This window comes from Nostoc sp. (assembly GCF_054880495.1).
In genome coordinates this window covers 1-19,408 of the sequence record NZ_JBTYKD010000058.1, presented here as the reverse complement: position 1 = coordinate 19,408, position 19,408 = coordinate 1, and the positions used below count along the sequence as shown (strand labels likewise).

The 19,408-nt window shown below is 43.4% G+C and carries 21 protein-coding genes; 11 read left to right on the top strand and 10 right to left on the bottom strand.

Annotated features, from left to right (window positions below):
• Positions 1–176 precede the first annotated feature (176 nt).
• The 4 genes from ACYTXL_RS06985 to ACYTXL_RS06970 form a co-directional block, all read right to left on the bottom strand.
• Complete coding sequence (locus ACYTXL_RS06985; protein ID WP_461924068.1) at positions 177–794, bottom strand: Uma2 family endonuclease; 618 nt, start codon at positions 792–794, stop codon at positions 177–179.
• Positions 795–1,142: 348 nt separating this feature from the next.
• A complete protein-coding gene (locus tag ACYTXL_RS06980; protein ID WP_461924071.1) occupies positions 1,143–2,951 on the bottom strand; it encodes an ABC transporter ATP-binding protein in 1,809 nt (602 codons plus the stop codon).
• Positions 2,952–3,233: 282 nt separating this feature from the next.
• Positions 3,234–3,698 carry a tyrosine-type recombinase/integrase gene (locus tag ACYTXL_RS06975; protein WP_461924070.1) on the bottom strand — a complete coding sequence of 155 codons (465 nt, stop codon included), beginning with the start codon at positions 3,696–3,698 and terminating at the stop codon, positions 3,234–3,236.
• Between the two features lie 137 nt (positions 3,699–3,835).
• Positions 3,836–4,198: a phage integrase N-terminal SAM-like domain-containing protein gene (locus tag ACYTXL_RS06970; protein ID WP_461924067.1), complete on the bottom strand. Its 363-nt coding sequence runs from the start codon at positions 4,196–4,198 to the stop codon at positions 3,836–3,838.
• A gap of 490 nt (positions 4,199–4,688) precedes the next feature.
• On the opposite strand from ACYTXL_RS06970, the gene ACYTXL_RS06965 reads away from it, so the two are divergent.
• The 4 genes from ACYTXL_RS06965 (at position 4,689) to ACYTXL_RS06950 (ending at position 6,133) form a co-directional block, all read left to right on the top strand.
• Positions 4,689–4,910 carry a hypothetical protein gene (locus tag ACYTXL_RS06965; RefSeq protein WP_461924066.1) on the top strand — a complete coding sequence of 74 codons (222 nt, stop codon included), beginning with the start codon at positions 4,689–4,691 and terminating at the stop codon, positions 4,908–4,910.
• Positions 4,888–5,145: a type II toxin-antitoxin system RelE family toxin gene (locus tag ACYTXL_RS06960; RefSeq protein WP_461924065.1), complete on the top strand. Its 258-nt coding sequence runs from the start codon at positions 4,888–4,890 to the stop codon at positions 5,143–5,145. Before ACYTXL_RS06965 ends, ACYTXL_RS06960 begins: the two co-directional genes overlap by 23 nt.
• A gap of 341 nt (positions 5,146–5,486) precedes the next feature.
• Positions 5,487–5,723 (top strand): hypothetical protein, encoded by a 237-nt coding sequence (locus ACYTXL_RS06955; protein ID WP_461924064.1) that lies wholly within the window; start codon positions 5,487–5,489, stop codon positions 5,721–5,723.
• Positions 5,720–6,133 carry a type II toxin-antitoxin system VapC family toxin gene (locus tag ACYTXL_RS06950; protein WP_461924063.1) on the top strand — a complete coding sequence of 138 codons (414 nt, stop codon included), beginning with the start codon at positions 5,720–5,722 and terminating at the stop codon, positions 6,131–6,133. Before ACYTXL_RS06955 ends, ACYTXL_RS06950 begins: the two co-directional genes overlap by 4 nt.
• A 234-nt stretch (positions 6,134–6,367) precedes the next feature.
• Here ACYTXL_RS06950 and ACYTXL_RS06945 read toward each other — a convergent pair whose 3' ends face one another.
• Both ACYTXL_RS06945 and ACYTXL_RS06940 read right to left on the bottom strand, forming a co-directional pair.
• Positions 6,368–7,498, bottom strand: a complete 1,131-nt coding sequence (locus tag ACYTXL_RS06945; RefSeq protein WP_461924069.1) for an aldo/keto reductase — start codon at positions 7,496–7,498, stop codon at positions 6,368–6,370.
• Between the two features lie 147 nt (positions 7,499–7,645).
• On the bottom strand, positions 7,646–8,143 hold the full coding sequence (locus ACYTXL_RS06940; protein ID WP_334902571.1) for a bifunctional nuclease family protein: 498 nt from the start codon (positions 8,141–8,143) through the stop codon (positions 7,646–7,648).
• Positions 8,144–8,483: 340 nt separating this feature from the next.
• Here ACYTXL_RS06940 and ACYTXL_RS06935 point away from each other — a divergent pair, with 340 nt between their 5' ends.
• A complete protein-coding gene (locus tag ACYTXL_RS06935) occupies positions 8,484–9,164 on the top strand; it encodes a riboflavin synthase (protein WP_461924062.1) in 681 nt (226 codons plus the stop codon).
• Positions 9,165–9,272: 108 nt separating this feature from the next.
• Here the strand turns inward: ACYTXL_RS06935 and ACYTXL_RS06930 are convergent, their stop codons facing one another.
• Both ACYTXL_RS06930 and ACYTXL_RS06925 read right to left on the bottom strand, forming a co-directional pair.
• A complete protein-coding gene (locus ACYTXL_RS06930) occupies positions 9,273–10,892 on the bottom strand; it encodes a M23 family metallopeptidase (RefSeq protein WP_461924061.1) in 1,620 nt (539 codons plus the stop codon).
• Positions 10,893–10,982: 90 nt separating this feature from the next.
• Positions 10,983–11,801: a biotin--[acetyl-CoA-carboxylase] ligase gene (locus ACYTXL_RS06925; RefSeq protein ID WP_461924060.1), complete on the bottom strand. Its 819-nt coding sequence runs from the start codon at positions 11,799–11,801 to the stop codon at positions 10,983–10,985.
• Between the two features lie 77 nt (positions 11,802–11,878).
• Between ACYTXL_RS06925 and pgeF the strand changes: the two genes are divergently transcribed.
• Complete coding sequence (gene pgeF, locus ACYTXL_RS06920) at positions 11,879–12,664, top strand: peptidoglycan editing factor PgeF (RefSeq protein ID WP_461924059.1); 786 nt, start codon at positions 11,879–11,881, stop codon at positions 12,662–12,664.
• A 42-nt stretch (positions 12,665–12,706) separates the two neighbouring features.
• Here the strand turns inward: pgeF and ACYTXL_RS06915 are convergent, their stop codons facing one another.
• Both ACYTXL_RS06915 and csaB read right to left on the bottom strand, forming a co-directional pair.
• Complete coding sequence (locus ACYTXL_RS06915; protein ID WP_461924058.1) at positions 12,707–12,970, bottom strand: hypothetical protein; 264 nt, start codon at positions 12,968–12,970, stop codon at positions 12,707–12,709.
• A gap of 379 nt (positions 12,971–13,349) precedes the next feature.
• Entirely contained in the window at positions 13,350–14,396 is a 1,047-nt protein-coding gene (gene csaB / locus ACYTXL_RS06910) for a polysaccharide pyruvyl transferase CsaB (RefSeq protein WP_461924057.1), read from the bottom strand.
• A gap of 560 nt (positions 14,397–14,956) precedes the next feature.
• On the opposite strand from csaB, the gene ACYTXL_RS06905 reads away from it, so the two are divergent.
• The 5 genes from ACYTXL_RS06905 to ACYTXL_RS06885 form a co-directional block, all read left to right on the top strand.
• A complete protein-coding gene (locus tag ACYTXL_RS06905; protein WP_461924056.1) occupies positions 14,957–15,292 on the top strand; it encodes a DUF2499 domain-containing protein in 336 nt (111 codons plus the stop codon).
• Positions 15,289–15,588 (top strand): DUF3593 domain-containing protein, encoded by a 300-nt coding sequence (locus ACYTXL_RS06900; RefSeq protein ID WP_461924055.1) that lies wholly within the window; start codon positions 15,289–15,291, stop codon positions 15,586–15,588. The genes ACYTXL_RS06905 and ACYTXL_RS06900 overlap by 4 nt, the downstream gene beginning before the upstream one ends.
• 346 nt (positions 15,589–15,934) lie before the next feature.
• Positions 15,935–16,708 carry a 1-(5-phosphoribosyl)-5-[(5-phosphoribosylamino)methylideneamino]imidazole-4-carboxamide isomerase gene (gene hisA / locus ACYTXL_RS06895; protein WP_461924054.1) on the top strand — a complete coding sequence of 258 codons (774 nt, stop codon included), beginning with the start codon at positions 15,935–15,937 and terminating at the stop codon, positions 16,706–16,708.
• Between the two features lie 240 nt (positions 16,709–16,948).
• On the top strand, positions 16,949–18,298 hold the full coding sequence (locus ACYTXL_RS06890; protein ID WP_461924053.1) for a glutamine synthetase family protein: 1,350 nt from the start codon (positions 16,949–16,951) through the stop codon (positions 18,296–18,298).
• An 18-nt stretch (positions 18,299–18,316) separates the two neighbouring features.
• The coding region (locus tag ACYTXL_RS06885) for an amidohydrolase family protein (protein ID WP_461924052.1) at positions 18,317–19,408 on the top strand (1,092 nt) is incomplete at its 3' end.

The window sequence follows — 19,408 nt, the reverse complement described above, 5'->3', positions numbered from 1 at the left end:
GGCATAGTGGCTCTAGAGCTTCAGTTAATGTCCTCCTAGAGGAGTCGCCCAGATGCCCACACTCACCCTCATTGGGAGTGTGTGGAGTATGTCACTAGCGCACAGCAGATGAGATAAATTAAGCGATATCTTCTCTGCGAGACGCTACGAGAACAATGGGCTACGCCTACGCACCCTTACTGCAATTCATCAACATCAGCACTTTCCCCTTCCGACTCAACAGGCTCAAACTTCACCTTGTTGTATAAATCCTGTAAAGAAATTTCAAATGGTACGGTTACAAGTGCGATCGCTTCATCTTCTTCATCATATTCACGAAGCGCCCATTGCTTTTTCCCAGTTTTGGAAAATTGATCTACATGAATCCGAGTTTGATCAATTAATAAATATTCTTGAAAGGTAGAAATAGTTCGGTAAGCCTGAAATTTATCTTCGCGATCGTAGCCTTTGGTCGATTTTGATAAAACCTCAACAATGATTTGTGGGTTCAGAATTATATCTCTTCGGTTGTTAAAAAACTCTGGTTCACCCGCCAGAATCATCACATCTGGATACGTATAGGTTCGCTTTTGGGATATCCACAGACGAACATCACCCATAAAAACCCGGTAGTTCTGCTTTTTAAAAGCAAAATTCAACTCAGTACTTAAGTTGAGTGCTATTTGATTGTGATTTACTGTTCCACCCGCCATAGAAATTATTTGCCCATCAATGTATTCACTTTTATACTCAGCAACTTCCTCTAACTCTAAATATTCCTCTGGGGTATAGTATCGCTGTTGTGTTATTTGCATAATTTTATCGGGTAGCAATGTTTAACGATACGGAGCGTCTAGGCACGAAAGAGATTTTACCCATGTTTACCGAACAGTTTAACGTAATTAGATAGAGGTATTATCATGTTTTGTACAAGGTGTGCGTAGGCGCAGCCCAACCTAGGTCTTACCCTGAGCCTGTCGAAGGGCATCGCTATCTGAATTCACTAAATACAATATTTGATTAATTCGTAGCCAAATAAATTAACCAAAACTCTGCGTCACTTTGCGTCCCTCTGCGTTTAAAAACATTGCGATTTTACGCAAAGCTGTACTAAGTACCTCACTTCACAAATAACCTGTAATCAAGACTGCCAGCCCCCTTTCCTACTGATAACCAGCTGCTTGTAACAGAAACAACTTGGCATAACGTCCGCCTAGATGTAATAATTCTTCGTGAGTTCCCTGTTCGATAACTTCCCCGTCTTCTATAACTAAGATTTTGTCAGCCATCCGCACCGTCGAAAAGCGATGGGAAATCAAAAGCACCATCTGATTTTGAGTAATAGCGCGAAAATGATTGAAAATCTCAAACTCAGCTTGGGCATCTATTGCTGATGTTGGTTCATCTAACACCAAGATATCTGCTTGCGATCGCATAAAAGCACGAGAGAGGGCAATTTTCTGCCACTGTCCCCCAGAAAGTTCCTGTCCTCCCTTGAACCAACGACCAAGCTGAGTCTGAAAGCTTTCGGGTAATTGGTCAATAAAAGATTGCGCCATGCCTTTTTGGGCAGCAGTTTGCCAACGGGTTTTATTTTCGAGATATTCGACATCACCCACGCCAATATTCTCACCCACAGTAAATTGGTAGCGGACAAAGTTCTGAAAAATTACACCTATGCGACGCCGCAAGACATCCACATCCCATTCCTGTAAATCCAAGCCATCTAAGAAAATTCGTCCAGAATCCGGGCTATAGAGTCGGGTAAGTAGTTTGATTAAGGTAGTCTTACCGGAACCGTTTTCACCCACAATTGCCAATTTCTCTCTGGGTTTCAAATGCAGCGAAATATTTTTCAACGCTGGCTTGGAACTTCCCGGATAAGTAAATGATACGTTCTCAAAACGCATACCATCTTGGGGATTTAAACCAATGGTTGCCTTCCCCCAAGACTTTGGTACTTCCTCTTCCAGGAAATGATAGAGATTTGATAGATATAGGTTGTCTTCATACATTCCTCCAATAGAAGTCAGGGCATTAGAAAAAGTAGACTGTCCTTGGCGAAAAACCGTCAGATACAGCGTCATATCTCCCAAGGAAATCTTACCTAGCACTGTTTCTAGCACAATCCAAGCATAAGCTACGTAAAAAGCACCAGTACTAACTAAACTCAGGAGATACCCCCACAATCCTCGCCGCAGAGTCAAATCGCGGTCTTCGGCATAGAGTTGATCAAACAGGTCGTGGTAACGTCCTAGCAGCATCTCTCCCAGTTGGTAGAGTTTGACTTCTGTGACAAAATCTTCTCTTGCTAGCAGATTTTCTAAGTAATGCTGTTGACGAGTTTCGGGCGCACGCCAACTAAACAAGCGAAAGGCTTCCCCAGCAAATTTTGTTTCCGCAATAAATACGGGCATAGCTGCCACAATTAGCATTACCACCGCCCAAATTGAGAAATTTACTAGCAAAATACCGTAGGTGATTAGGGAAAGAGCATTTTGCACTAACCCAAAGGTGCGGTTTACTAAGGAAAGAGGACGAACCGATGCTTCTCGTCGTGCATTGGTCAATTTGTCATAGAATTCTGAGTCTTCAAACTGTCTAAGATCCAGTTTCAGCGCCTTTTCTAAGATGAGTACATTCACACGCTGACCCATTAGCGCCCGCAATAACGACTGACAAATGATCAGTCCTCTCTGACTGCCTGCTAGTAGAATTACAGCGATCGCTTCAAATCCTACATACAACAAAGGGTGAGAAATATTCACAGAACCATTGCTGTGTAACTTAACTTGAGATGCAAATACCACTGCATCAACAATTAATTTAGTGATGTAGGATATCGCCGCCGGTAAAAGACCAGCGACTAAAGTTAAACTAGCCAGAAGAATAGTCAGCGATCGGCTAGTAGTCCATACTAAGTTTACAGCCCGTCCACTGTAGCGGAAAACCGTCAGTGATTGGCGTAGGATATTTCTTTTTTTTTAATTTTCATCTTTTTTTGGGCGAGATCCCCCAGCTTGAGCGGATCTTCCTAACTCTTTTAATCTTTATTAATTTTACATTTTTATCAGAATGTTGGCTGAAAACCCCGAAGTTGAAACCTAAAAACTAGTTTTGTAGGGTGTATTATGCCGTAGGCTAACGCACTAGGGTGTTAACTTTGTACCATTTTAGGTGTTCAAAATTCATGCAAAATATGTATATGCCAGTAGTTGTAATCAAGCGGACTACGAACAGCTTTACCACCCCTATTAAGTACATGGGTGTAAATCATCGTGGTTTTTACATCCTTGTGTCCGAGTAATTCTTGCACTGTTGCGGATGTCGTAACCATTTTGTAATAAATGGGTAGCAAAACTGTGGCGAAACGTATGATAACCCACTTTTTTTTGAATACCAGTTTGGCGAACCCCTTGTTTTAACGCTTTTTGTAAACTAGTTTCGTGAAGGTGATGACGACGAACTTCACCACTACGGGGGTCTTTAGAGATGCTTCCAGAAGGAAAAACAAACTGCCAAATCCAATCATACTTGGCTCTGGGATATTTTCTCATCTTAGCAAAAGGTAAATAAACCGAACCATAACCTTTTTGGAAATCTTGTTGATGTATAATTTTTACACTTTTTACAAAGTTTGGCGGGACGGAAACCGACACCGCCAACTTTGCGCTTTGTAAATGAATTTTTAATTCTTCAGCAATACTTTCAGGTAACATCGTCACCCGACTTTCATTTCCTTTTTGTCGCGTACAATAATTTGATTTTGGGCAAATTTAACTCTTAAACTCAGTCCTTCAGTTAAGCGTAGTCCTGTGCCATAAAGTAACTTAATTAAAAGTTAATGTACGCAGGATTATTTTTGAATAATTGCTAAAACTTCATCTTTTGTCAAAACGGTTGGTAAATATTTAGATTTCTTTGCACGAACCGCATCGACTTTCAAATCTAAATCTTGTTTTAATACCTGTTTGTAGAGAAAAACAACAGCATGAAGTGCTTGGTTCTGCGTTGATGCAGCCACATTTTCATTTACAGCAAGATGTGTTAAAAATTCTTCAATTTCCTTACTCCCCATATCTTTAGGATGGCGCTTATTATGAAAAAGGATATAGCGTCTAATCCAGTAAATATAAGTTTTCTGTGTTTGATAAGAATAGTGCTTAAGCCTGATAATATCTTGCACCTGTTCGAGGAGTTTCTTTGGACGTTGTTCCATTGGAAGTTGTGCAGAAAATTCCGTGTAATATCCTAAATAGGGATGTTATACGGAAAATTCTGTATAATATCCAACAATAGGGGTTTAAAAAAGAAGTTTTCCCCATATCCAGAAAGAAGGTAGCTGTAATGCTTGATATATTAGGATTTAGAAAAAGATTATACGGAAAATTTCTGTATAATAAATAGTTAGGCTTCGGAGACAGGTACACGCTTGGAGCGTCATCTTGATTAATCCACTACAGAGTCAATAAGCTTCGGATATGAACGAAAAAATTCAAGATTACGTTGTCGCACACAGACAGAAAGTCGTTCAGTTTCGCCAAGCATTAACTTCAGAATCTGATCGTGGATGTGCGCTGTTTGCGGCGGCGAGTACTGACTTTTACACAAAGGCTTTCAAATAGCTGCTGTCTATTTTTTTAGCTCTGCTGACCTCTAAGCTATAATTAGTGGGCATACATATCTGCTTTTAGTATGTGGAGTACCCGATGAACACTCGCCTAGAAGTTGAATCAGCAATCAAGCAATTATCAGAGGATGAAGTTCGCAATTTGGCAAAATGGCTTCAAGAATATCTCGATGAGATGTGGGATCGGAAAATCGAAGTGGACTTAGCATCAGGAAAATTAGATCGTCTCATTGCTCAAGCAGAGGAGGACATTGCAGCAAACAACGTGAGGGATCTGGATGAAGTCCTTTGCAACGGCTGATTTTTGGAAAGCGTATGCCGAGTTGTCACCTGAGATGCAAGAGCAAGTGCGGAAAGCTTATCAACTTTGGCAGGAAAATTCACTTCATCCCTCGTTGCATTTTAAAAAAGTTGGTAAAAACCTTTGGTCTGCCCGTGTCAGTGGTGGGTATCGAGCATTAGCTTTGAAAAAGGGCGACGATTATTATTGGATTTGGATCGGTGATCATGATGAATATGAGAGTTTTTTGAACTAGCCCGTTGCGACAAGCCAGCTAACAACGCAGTGGAGCGGACGGTACAGATGTAAAGCTTTACGATCCCACAGGAAATGTATTACGTCTTGACATAGTTCTGAGTTTTGCAGAGCGAGTGTTCAAAGCGCGCATTTGTAATCGTAGATGGAACGGCTCTTGGAACTGTTCAGGCTACACTACTCTTGCAAGTTAGTAGTGTGATTACTGATCTTATAGGATGCGTTAATAAAATGTAACGCACCTTTTTTCAACTATTGCTCGCTATTATTAGGGCTGTTGCCACGCCTGACGGCTAAAGGTAATGGTCGGGCTATACTAAAATAGTCCTCAGCCTTTAGAGAATGATGCCACAAGAACTCGAAGCCGTATTTGATGGAACAGCCCTTCAACTAGAAGTACCCTTAAACCTAGCCGCAGGTACGAGGGTGCGAATTATCGTTGAAAGTGTTTTACCTAATGAAGTAAAAGCACATAAAACCTTTCTTCAAACTGCTCAGTCTTTAAAGTTACAGGGTAAGCCAGATTGGTCAGAAAAAGTTGATCAATACTTGTATGGAGAAACCCTTTCTGAACAATGACTGAAGTTTTTTTAGATACTTCTTTTGCGATTGCATTATCTTCAGTCACCGATCAAAATCATGTACTTGCTGTTAAGCTTGCTAATCAAATTGAGACTAACAGAACCCGTTTAGTGACAACTCAGTCCATCTTGCTAGAAATAGGTAATGCGCTTTCAAAGCAAAGATACAGAGGGGCAGCAATCCAACTTTTGGAATCCCTCGAAACTGATCCCAGTGTCGAAGTTGTTTTATTAACCAATAGCCTATACAGATCAGCATTCAATTTGTTTAAGCAACGAGAAGACAAAGAATGGGGTTTAGTAGACTGTATATCATTCATCGTGATGCAGGATCGAGGAATCACTGACGCACTGACTGCCGATACTCATTTTCAGCAGGCAGGATTTCGGGCATTATTAAAAGAATGACTACCTTACATTAAGCCTAACAAATCATTGGAGCGGACTGTCGAGAGATATTGGTGTATTGCGAAGATGGTTTGCAGCCGCTCAATTTAGCCGTTATACGTCGTTATACAATGTAGCTCCAGAGGGTGCAATTGCACATGTCCATAACGCACCCTACCAGATTCAAGCCAATGTGATGAATGAGGTTTTCCGACTTGTGTGTGTGTACAGAGTAAGTCTTTAGACCGGAGAGTGTCAACCCCACAATCTCCTACCTGCTTTGCCATTTAATCTTTCATGAGCATCTTCCAACAAAGCTGGAATATCTAATTTTTCTGGACACCGAGGTAAACAATCACCGCATTCTGTACAATGATCGCCTTTCATTCCAGGGAACCAGTGACCGGCATTTTCAAACATTCCATAACGATATTGTCCATAGTCTTTCATGTCGTATGCTACGGCAAGATTACGTAACCGCAATACCTCTGGAATATTGATATTTTCTGGACAGGGCAAACAAGCATAACACTGGCTACATTTGTCAGTTGACAAAGCAAGTTTTTGGTGATTTTCTAATTGCTGGAAAGCAGAAATTTCTGCTGATGTTAACTCTCCATCATCCTCAGCAACTCGCAAAGGTTCCATTAATTCATCTGGGTTTGCTGGTCCTATACTTAAAGTAGTAATACGGTTATCAGCAAGTAAAAATCGATAACTTAATTCTAAGGGTGAATACGGCTGACACAGGTCTTTTAGGGTTTGAGGTGGCGTGTAAAGACGTCCTCCCTTATCAGCAGGAGAAATTATAAAAACGCCCATATCTTTCTCAGTTGCTAACTGAATCGCTGGTGCATTTCTTTGGAAGAAATAGTAATAATGCAGATTGACAAATTCAAAAAAATCTGTATTGATTGCTGCCTGAATTACTTCTAATGGTCCGTGCGTGGAAAAACCCACGTGTCGCACTCGACCATCAGCAACAGCTTTTTTTACAGCTTGCATACAGCCATTTTTGGCTTGCACCCACTCCAAATGTTGCCAAGTGTTCAAACCATGAACGCCTAAGCAATCTAAATAATCTAGCTGTAATCGTTCTAGGGATTCGTCGATGCACCGACGCATGGTGTCAGCGTCTGCTGTGAGTGAGATTTTGGTAGTGACATAAAGTCTCGTTCGGGGTACTGACAACCCAGCCTTTAGCGCCCTACCAAGATACTCCTCACTTTTGCCGTAACCTCCGGCAGTTTCTAGATGATTAATTCCTAGCGCTAAGGCTTGTTCGATGGTTTGGTGAGCATTTTCAGAAGAAGCCAAGTAGCGCATTGTTCCCAGAGAAAAAACCGAGAGACGCAGATTCGTTTTCCCAAAGCGTCGGTATTGCATCTTTAACAAAGAGTTAGGAGTCATTCAATTTTAGATTTTAGATTTTGCGGAAAGTCGGAGCGCCGGCTTCCGGCGATCTGAACTTTCCAAGACAGATTTTAGATTTTTCCTTCAATCCAAAATCCAAAATTCAAAATCTAAAATTGCCTAGCTGTCTCCATTACCAAAGCGCTTAATCAAATCTTCAGGACGGAGATTGGAAATAAATTCACGGAAGGCTTGCTGTTCGGCTTCATCTGCATCGCGATCAACAGGGATAGAAGCATCAGCAATCACTTCTTCCATTACCCAAATGGGGGTATTTGTACGGAGGGCAATAGCGATCGCATCGCTAGGACGCGCGTCAATTTCTTTTTTAACATCGCCTTGCTGGACGATTAAAGCTGCATAAAATGTATCCTTTTGTAGGGAATGAATGATCACCTTTTCTAGAGTCATGTTCCAAGTCTCTAGAAGATTCACAATCAGGTCGTGGGTTAAGGGTCTGGGAGGCTTCTGATTGTCCAGTGCGCCCATAATTGCCCTAGCCTGTTCCTGACCGATGTAAATTGGCAAAGCCCGCCGATCTGAAGAATCTTTCAAAAGTACGATCGGGCTGCGAGTTATGGCATCTAATGCTATGCCAGCGACTTTCATTTCAATCATTGGCTAAGCCTCTACAATCCTTTGAGAGTCTTGAATGCTGTGTAACAAATAATACCCCTTATTTGGAGATTTGCCGACAGTAATAAACATAAGCATTTGTTGGCTATAATTGCTTCTATTAAACTCCGAACTTGTGGTGAAAACCAGAGTAATTCCAATTGGTCTTCTTAGACAATAACCTTATTACCCAAGTATGCCTTGTGAAGGATGGTAATGTGTTAATATTCCTATCCGAAAAAAAGTCAAAAAATATACTTGGATATTCTAGATTTCTGTGAGAATTACCAATTGATTTCAGGCAAAATTAGGCAATAAATAGAGTTAGTTTGACAAAAAAGCCGTGTTTACAGGATTAATCCAGGCATTAGGAACAATGGAACCCTTAGGGGGCGATTCTTGGCAAATTACTTGTTTAAGCCAATCCGGTGAAATAATTATCCAAGATTTGGCTTATGGCGACAGTGTTGCAGTAGATGGCGTTTGCCTGACAGTAGAAAAAGTTTTAAAAGACGGGTTTATTGCCACGGCTTCACCAGAAACGCTACGCCGCACAACTTTGGGAGGTGAACAAACGCCACAGAGATATGTCAATTTAGAAGCGTCGCTAAGGGTGGGCAGCAAAGTTGGCGGTCATTTTGTGATGGGTCATGTAGACGGCATCGGTCGATTGCTAGCGGCAGAACAAACGGCTAGTTCTTGGGAAATCACCTTTATTGGATCCGAAGCGATCGCCCGCTACATTGTCCCTAAAGGTAGCATTGCTGTCAATGGCATCAGCCTCACAGTAGCCGCATACGAGCCAGAACTTTTCCAATTCAAGGTGGCTGTAATTCCCCTCACCTATGCCGAGACAAATCTTTGCTATTTGGTTGCTGGGAGTTTGGTGAATCTAGAAGGAGATATTCTCGGCAAATACGTGGAAAAATTCCTTTACTCTGGCAACCCACACACCACAGCCCCTGATGACAATAGTATAGATGGCATTACATCCACATTCTTAACAGAACACGGGTATTTGTAATTAAAAAAGTTTGGAGTTTGGAGTTTGGAGAGACGCGATTAATCGCGTCTGTACAGGAGTTAGGAGTTTTAAATTCATAACTCTTGACTCCTCACTCTTAACTTTCTTCTAACTACCTGGTTCCTGGCTTACCTGGGCGGTTTGTAAGCTTCGCACTAACTGGCTGAGGGCGCCTTGTAATTGCACACCTGGGTCAACAGCAACCCACCCGTCCTGTGTTAGGTGGCGAACTTCAAAGTGCAGATGAGGTCCTGTGGAAGCCCCGGTGCTGCCAACTCGCCCGATGATAGTTCCAGGTTGTACCCATTGACCAGGTTGCACAAGGATTTCTGACATATGACCGTAGAGAGTTTGTTCAGCAGATTTGTGATTTAGGATAACGGTTAAACCATAACCACCCATCCAGTTAGCAGTTTCCACTTGACCAGCAGCAGCTGCCAAAACTGGTGTTCCCGTAGGCGCACCCAAGTCTGTACCAGCATGGAAGCGTTGGTTCCCTGTGATGGGATGAACTCGCCAACCAAACAACGAGGTAATGGGAGCGGGAATAGACAGTGGATACATCATTCCTGTACCACTGTAAGCGACTGCCCCAGTGTAGGGGATTTGCGGCAATACTGATGCCAGCGAGAAGTCGTAAGCTACGCTGCTGGGGCGGGGTGCAATGTTGCCATCTGCCATTGGTGGAGGTAAAGTGCCACCACTGGGCGTGATGGGAGTTGCACTCACTGTTGTAGGGCTGAACTCACCAGGATTCGGGATAAACCGATTCTGGCGAAATGCGGTCTTGGTGTCACCACTAGAAGCACTTTGAGTAGGACGCCATCTGCTGGGGCTACCAGTAGTTGCAATCTGCCGCACGGGTGGAACTACTGCTAATTGTGCATTTTGACTTCTTCTGAGCCAATTAGGTACTGGTTTACCATTGGAATCAGCTACACTCCTTTGGGGTACTTTGGCACAAATGCCGGCCAATACGCTTTGCCCTGACGGCAAGATGGCTTGACAACCACTGGAACGGTCTGTGAGAATTACAGAATTTGGTGCTTGATAACTAGCTGTGGCACCACTGTCATAACTATTAGGATCAATATAGGCGTTATTATAATCCTTGGTTTTCTCCGCCGTTGCACTGACACTACTGTTGGAGTTATTTGATGGTTGAGCAACTTCTCTTAGTTTTTCAGGTAAAGAGCGGGCTGGGATATTGGGTTTTTCCTGTCTCACCCTTGCAGGAGTAAACTGGGAGGTTTCTACCTTGGGCTTTGACTGGATAATCACAACAGGTTTAGCAGCTTCAATTTTGGGTGTAGACTGCCTAACTGGCTCTTTTGATTGAGCAACCTCTGGCTTGTGTAGTCTGTGTCTGAGTCTGGCTTGCCGTTGGGAAAATTCTGGTGGCGCTTGAGCTGCTTCTGGTGCAACAGCCTGTTTTTTTAAGCCGAGCGGAGTCGTAGCACTTCGTGGAAGCAAGCTACGCGTAGCGTCTCGCAGAGAGGCTTTAACTGGATTTGTAACTGCTGTTGGTTGGGAACTTTCAACAGTGGGAACGATGTTGTCTATTTGTGTTTCCGTTTGGGCAAACACGAAGCCGCCGCTAAGGAGGCTAAGGCTACTCAGCCAACAGAGGCTCTGAGCTGGTAGTGTCGAGGCAAAGCGTTTTTTTGTCAGACCTTGCTGCCATAAGTAATGCAAACGATGATGGGCAGAATTATTGTGCTGCGTCATTTGTTCTCTCAGTTGTGTGTAATTAGCCTAAAGAGATGATGCTAGTGGTTTGTCTTGCCCAAAGAGCTAAATCTTGAACAAACCTCAAATTTAAACGGAAGATTTATGGTATCCCAAACTGATTGTACCGGGTTCAATATAAATTTCCGGTGTAATTAGTTCCTTTGTATCATCTGTTTCCAAATCAACTCGTAAATTTCCTTGAGATGTTACCCCTACTACAGTACCTGAAAGATTATTGACGTACACCTTATCGCCCATGTTTGTAAGCAAGTCTAAATAGCGAGACAAGAGTATGTTTACTCCTTCTTGGCAAAGGCACTGCATACCGGATTCTATTCCCAATAAGACTGTAGAGGTGAGCATTTCCAGACAATAAATTGGTCTGAAATCTTGGGATGTTTGCCACGATTCCAGATTGATTCCAGTTTCCGGTACTGGGTTTAGCCAGTTAATACCAATACCAATTACTGCTTGGGTGATTTGTCCTTTGTTTACTTTGGTTTCTGTCAAAATGCCGCCTAGTTTGCGACCATTTAAAACTAAATCATTGGGCCATTTTATCCCCACATCTACACCGCGCTGGCGCAATTGAGACGCAATTCCCCAAGCAGTAGCAAAAGTTAGCTGGTAGCTGTCAGTAGCCTCTATTTTGTGATCGAAAGAAATCGCCACGGAAACATATAATCCCCCAACCGGAGAAATCCACTGGCGTCCCCATTGTCCCCGCCCTGCTGATTGCTGAGTTGCGATTACTACTGTTCCTGAAATAGCCCCTTGCTTGAGTAAGTTCCAGAGAGTTTGGTTAGTTGAGGAGACGCTTTCAAAAAAGTGAAGGGAAAATGGTAAATATGTATACTTGCGCCCTGCTTTCAAGGCTGCTTCCAAGTTTTGCAGATTAAATCCCACGGCAGTTAACCCAAATTCCGTTGTTCAAGTTAGCATTGATTGGCTGATGAGTGATTTGTGTTTAGGTTTGGTTGAAGATGCACACTTGGCACTGGCGCAATTGGGAAGGACTGCCTTATCTAACTTGTAGTATTCTGGAACGTTGGCATCACGGCTTCTTTACCCAGCAGTTTTGGCCGCGATCGCCACAAGTTATCACAGAAGTATTGCAACCAGAGGCATCAGTCTATCGCTTAAAGCAGGTACATGGCAATACTATTCTCACCCCCGAAGAAATTAATAGCCTCTTAAGCACTCTTGGGGATGATTTAGCATCGGCAGATGGTTTAATTAGCGAACAGCCTCTACAAGCTGTTTGGGTAGCTAGTGCAGATTGTACACCCGTGCTGATTGGGGATGTGAAAACTGGACAGGTGGCAGCATTACATGCAGGCTGGCGCGGAACTGCTAAAAAGATTGTCCCCTTAGCGATCGCTCGACTACAATCTCAAGGCAACAAACTCGATGATTTACGAATTGCAATGGGACCTGCGATCGCTGGTGAGGTTTACCAAGTCTCTATTGATGTGGCGGCTGAAGTCGGGGGTACTATTGTACCATATAACGACGAACAAAAAATTATCACTGCATTACATCAGCTACCCAATTCACCTTTGCTGGAGGATCCCAATCCTGGAAAGGTAAGGCTGGATGTCCGGCGAGTGAATACTTTACAACTGGAAAATATGGGGATTAGTGGAGAACAAATTGCGATCGCACCTTATTGTACTTTCCAAACTCCAGAGCATTTCTTTTCTTACCGCCGAGAGAAAGAGAAAAAAGTACAGTGGTCAGGGATTGTCAGTGGTAAAACCAATCATTAACCGCTCGTAGAAATCTGGACAAAGCTACTTAATTCTGATGTTCTAATTTGACACGCGATTCAAAGGTTCAAATTTCATAACCTGTTGTTGACGTAGGGAACTAATTGCTAAGACTAAAATACTTACGGTGAGTGCTAAAATGGCATAACTCGGTAGGGCGAAGATAGTTACTTTCATGATGTATGGCAATTCCCCTGCTTTCACATTCCAACGCTTTGCTAGAGAGCCGATGAGCCAGACATGAATAACTGCTGTTTGCACTGCAAGACAGCAAACTCCTGCTAACCAAACAGACATTCTTTTCATAGAGAATATACTTAAGTATTTTCCTTCTCAATTTAGAAAACTTTGACAATTACTCCTTTCCCGCCATAAGAGGATGTTTGAAAAGTCGTAGAGTATACCAAAAGCCCAGCTTCAATTCATCTTTCCGCTTTCGGCTACGGTGTACACACAAGTCTCTCTAGACACAATTTACGGTTTCTCGAATAGCTCAAGAAAACCTCACCCTGGTTTTGCTACGCAAAACCTGTCCCTCTCCGTGACTTCGGAGAGGGATTAAAGTCAGGACAGGGTGAGGTTTTTGTTTTGGGTAATTTGAAGACTTGTGTTTACACCGTAGTCGCTTCGGGGAGAGGCTTTGAAACTCCCATGTGCAATCCGCCCAATTACTGAGGTTTTAGTCTTAACTATTACAAAAAGCTTGGCTCAATAACTCGCGGTGCATTAATGCCCTATCTAGCAAAGATTGGATTTTCTTTGATGATAACGGCTCACCGTTAGCATAATGCTCCATCCAAGTCAGACTAATTAAATTGGGGTCATCGGGTAAACTCGCCAAATCCCATCCAGGCATTTCCAAGTCTTCCATGAGACGATTTACCTTGGGGTCATAACTGAGAGCAAAGCAACGACAACCTTCAGCAGCTGCCATGATTAAGCTGTGCAGGCGCATCCCGATTGCCATTTCAACGCCGCGAAACACACCTTTTAAAAGTTGCGGATCTTCCAGACACAAAATCTGGCTGACATCTTTAAGTTGGGGTTGAATAGCTTCGGCAATACTTAAATCTTCACTTTTTTGAAACGGCAGTAATAAGATAAAAGCTTGCGTAGCTTTTTGAAAGTCAACCAAAGCACGAGTTAAGTTTGCTAGGCGTGTTTGAGTAAGTTGGGGATGCGATCGCAACGTTACCGCAACTCTGGGCGCAGGTAAATCCCAAAGTCCCGGTACTGGTTTCGATTCCAACGCCCAAACCGGGTCAGGAGCTATGATACAGGGAATTTGCCAATCAGATAATAAAGCAGCACTGGCGCGATCGCGGACACTAATTTTGGTACAATTACTAAAAGTTTGCCTTGCCAGCCAGCGAGTTTGCGGATGCACTAAGGGGCCAATACCCTGCGCCCAGGCAATGGTTTTCAAACCCATTTTCTGCGCCAATGCCATCAATGCCCCATAATAAAATGGGCTGATAGTACTGGTAACATCTTGAATAAGACTCCCGCCGCCCCAAATCAAGGCATCACAAGAGCGTAAAGCTTCAAATATATGTAAGGGAGCCATGCGATCATAGGTTTCTACATTATTGTAGCGATCGCGCGTTTCCTGTGGATTGCCAGAAAGCACCACAGGCGTTACGCGAGATGGTAACATTTGCAGAAGCGTTGCCAATAAAGCTTCGTCACCACCGTTACCTTTACCGTAATACCCAGATAATAATGCCCGCATCTTGACCATTTTGGATTTTGGACTTCGACTTCTCTACGAGACGCTACGCGAACGCTCAGTTGAACGATTTTAGATTAATAGCTATTGTGAAATGAATCTCTGTCCCCGATACAGATGGTAAACTCATTCCCAAGTTCTACTTTAAATAGTGTAGAAGATAGTTAGAACTCCCTCTGAACTCGGACGTTGAACCTCTGAACTTGGAATTTTTAAAATTCTAAAAGAACAAGTGAAGATTTTGTTTAAACAAATATAAATTTCAAGCTAGATATCACCTTGATACTCCAAACTCCTGTACAGACGCGATTAATCGCGTCTCCTCACATCTTGCACCAACAAAAATTGATGTGATTTTATTACTCAGTAAAAAAGTAAAAGTATTGATTTATCGATAAAAGCCAATAAAAATTAGGTAGCTTTATCGCACATCTTTTTACTTTTTCTGGGATTATACGGTGAGGTGCAAGATATGAGTCTCTCCAAACTCCTGTACAGACGCGATTAATCGCGTCTCCCCTAACTCCTGTACAGACGCGATTAATCGCGTCTCTAACTTTCTTATGAACGCCCTATCAATTCCCACCTGGATTATTCATATTTCTAGCGTTATTGAGTGGATTGTCGCCATTTGGTTAATCTGGACTTACGGCGAACTCACTAATAACCGCAATTGGTGGGGATTATCCCTGGCCATGTTACCAGCTTTGGTCAGCGCCATGTGTGCTTGTACCTGGCATTATTTCGACAACGCCGAATCTCTAGAATGGCTGGTAACGCTTCAAGCTACCATGACCTTAGTTGGTAATTTTACGCTTTGGGCAGCAGCGTTTTTGATTTGGCGTTCTACCAAGTCTGCTAACACTGTTGAACCAAAACCTATCAAATTAGAGCAATGATTTCTAAAGAAACCCTGTTTGCACTTTCACTGTTTCCCTATTTGGGTTTCTTGTGGTATATCAGCCGCAGTCCGCAAATGCCGCGTTTAGCGCTATATGGATTTTACGGGACTCTCGTCTTTGTTGCCGTTACCATCCCAGCCGGAATTTACGCGCAATTGCATTATGGCGAGTCTTTGGCCAATGTAGATTGGTTGCACGGTGGTGCAGAACTATTTTTGACCCTTTCTAACATCTTGCTTGTGCTGGGTTTTGGGCAAGCTGTAAGGCAATTGAAAGTTAATAATGAAAAATAGACCTCTTGCATAAATCAAAAATAAGAACCCCACCCCGCCAAAGATACGCTTTGTCTCCCCTCCCGAAGAGGCTACGGTGTACACACAAATCGGAGTTACCCCCCTTAATCCCCCCGATGCATTGGGGGGAAACCGGAACATTTAGTTCCCTGCCCTTTGCAAGGGGAGGGTTAGGGTGGGGTAATTCGAGGACTGCTAGTGATTCGATAACTTGTGTGTATACCGTAGGCTAGCGGGGAGGGGTTGGGGGTGGGATGTTAGGGACTTTTGCAAGAGGTCTAATAGAAAAATAGTAAATTCAGCTATAGCTAGCGTTTGATTGCATTGAGTTATGAGGAACAAGTAAATGGATGTAATTCCAGCGATTGATTTACTAGAAGGCCACTGTGTACGACTGTATCAAGGAGACTACGATCGCTCACAAGTTTTTAGCGAAAATCCTGCCGATGTTGCCAAACAGTGGGTAGATCAAGGTGCTACGAGATTGCATATAGTTGATTTAGATGGTGCCAAAGCAGGTAAAGTAGTAAACCTGGAGGCAATTGAAGCGATCGCACAAGCAGTGTCAGTGCCGATTGAAATTGGTGGAGGATTGCGCGATCGCACCAGCGTACAACAAGTATTTAATCTAGGCGTACAGTGGGCAATTCTCGGAACTATCGCCGTAGAACAACCCCAGCTAGTGCAAGAATTGTGTGCAGAATTTCCCGAACAGATTATCATCGGGATTGATGCCCGTGATGGACTTGTAGCAACTCGCGGTTGGTTAGAAACCTCAGAAGTTTTAGCAACCCAACTGGCTGTACAAATGCAAGAATTGGGCGCAGCCGCCATAATTTACACCGATATCCAGCGTGATGGCACACTTACAGGCCCGAATTTGGAAGCTTTGCGAGAACTTGCGGCGGCAATTTCCATCCCGATAATTGCTTCCGGTGGGGTAAGTTCTCTCACCGATTTGTTGAGTTTGTTGGCGTTAGAACCTCAAGGCGTGACTGGCGTAATTGTCGGACGTGCTTTGTATACTGGGGATATTTTACTCAAAGAAGCATTACGAGCGATCGGGCCTGGACGGATTCAGGATATTCCACCGAATCTAGGTTTTTCTACTTTTGCTTGAGATTAAGGGACTTGCAAGAAATAAATCCAAAGAAACGAACCACTCCAGACGCAGAGAAGCCAGTGCGTTGGGCGGGTTCCCCGACTTGTTCGCGCAGCGTCTCCCCCTGGAAGAAGCAACTGGCGCAACACACAGACAAGAGAAATAGAGAGGATTTTTGCGTCAGTTTTGGGATATTTTTTTATTTGGAAGTCCCTAATACCTCAACTTTAGACCTGAATCTTTACAAAATAACTAGTAATGGTTGAAAAAAATAACTGGAAAAAAACACGTAAATATTTTGAAGAAACTGGTGTAAAATTCGTGCGAGTTCTTTGGTGCGATAATGCCAACATTATCCGTGGCAAAGCCGTACATTTGGGGATGCTAGATCACTACTTTGAGCATGGGGTGGGTATTTCTGTAGGGCAGCAGGGAATTCCTGTGATGTATGATGCAGTTGTGCCCGAAACTGGTTTAGGGCCAGTAGGTGAAATTCGCTTAGTACCAGATTGGTCTAGCTTCAAGCCTTTACCTTATGCTCCTGGTCATGCTCGTGTTATGGGCAATATGGTATTAGATGGTTCTGCTTGGCCATTATGCCCGCGAAATTTCTTGAAGCGGATGATTGCAGCAGCCGAATCTAATGGCTGGGAAGTTCGGGCAGCATTTGAAAATGAGTTTTACTTACTTCGGCAAACACCTGATGGAATCATTCCTGCCGACTCCACAGTTTTTGCCTCAACTCAGGCAATGGATCTCAACCGAGAAGTAATTGATGCGATCGCTGATGCACTGATCGCTCAAGACATACCTGTAGAACAGTATTATCCTGAAGCTGGCCCAGGTCAGCAGGAAATTTCCATACGCTATACCGATGCTTTGCAAGCAGCTGATTGGCAGATTGCCTTTCGAGAAACCGTCAGAGCGATCGCCTACAAGCACAACCTGATCGCTTCCTTCTTACCCAAAATCTTCCCGGATGCGGCTGGTAGTGGTTGTCATATCCATCTGAGCCTTTGGCATGGCGAGAAAAACCTGTTACCTGACCCAGAGGGAATCTGTGGCCTTTCTCCGGTAGCATTACAATTTATTGCTGGCATTCTACACCATCTTCCGGCAATGATGGCATTAACTACCCCAACTACTAATTCTTACCGCCGCCTTCTTCCTCATAGTTGGAGTGGTGCTTTTCGCTGTTGGGGATTAGATAATCGAGAGGCAGCCGTGAGAGTTCCCAGTGACCCTGGTTTGGGCTGTCCAAGCAACTTGGAATTGAAAACTGTGGATGCCTCAGCTAATCCTTACTTAGCAATAGGAGCAGTAATTGCCGCCGGGCTTGATGGTGTGCAGCGTGGTCTAACACCTGGAAACCCGGTGAATCAAGACCCTGGATATTTATCAATTGCAGAACGCAATGCTAATCAAATAGACCGATTACCAGATAATCTGGGGCAAGCGATCGCTCACCTTCAGCAAAACGATATCCTATTAACAGCTTTAAATCCCCAGTTAGCGAAAGCTTTCTTAGCAGTGCGTCAAGCGGAGTGGCTAGCGATGAAAGATTGGGAATTAACCGCAGAAGTGAAAACCTTATTAGAGAAATACTAGTGATTTGATTACCTACCAATGAATCTAGCTGACATTCCTTTAATTGACCAACACGCCCACAACATCTTAAGACCAGAAGTTGTTGCCCAATATCCTTACGCGGCTGCCTTCACTGAGAGCTACGATCCAGAAATCATCAACTACCATGCCTGTCATACGTTCTTTTATCGGCGTAGCTTGCGCGAGATTGGAGCTTTATTAAACTGCGAAGCTGAAGAAGCAGCAATTTTGGCACGGCGGGAAAGTCTAGGGTTAGAAGAACTGACGCAGATTTATTTTCGGGCCGCTAACCTAGAGGCGATTTACTTAGATGATGGTTTGCAGGCAGAAACTATTCTACCGATATCGTGGCATGAAAGGTTTATTCCTGTGCGACGAATTCTGAGATTAGAAATATTAGCAGAACAGCTAATTCCGCAATCAGAAGATTTTGCAACTTTTCTAGCAAGATTCAACAGCGAACTTGATCCACCACCGTTTGGAGTGGTGGCTTTTAAAAGTATTGCCTGTTACCGGAGTGGCTTGGATATTCAACCTGTAGCTGACGAGGTGGCAGCGGCTCACTTTGACCTACTCAAACAACAACTGCAAAATCAACCTCTGCGACTGACTGATAAATCCCTGATTGATTTTCTGTTACAACAGGCGTTATTAGTAGCAGCTAAATATCGCCTACCAGTGCAATTCCATACTGGCTATGGTGATCCAGACTTGGATTTACGATTGGCTAATCCCCTAAATCTGCGATATTTACTAGAGTTACCCCAGTACCGCCATGTACCATTAGTATTACTACACGCTTCCTATCCTTACATGCAGGAGGCTGGTTATTTGGCTTCTGTATATCCCCAAGTTTATTTAGATTTCGGTTTGGCAGTACCTTTTTTAAGTGTATCCGGGATGCGGGAAGTAATTAGGCAGCTATTAGAATTAACTCCCACTACTAAATTAATGTATTCTTCTGATGCACACTCAATTCCAGAATTGTACTACTTGGGTGCAAAGTGGGGTCGCCAACTTTTAGGGGAAGTGCTAGAGCAAGCAATTGCAGATTCTGACATTACTGTGACTGAAGCAGAGGCGATCGCTGTCGCAATTTTACGTGAAAAT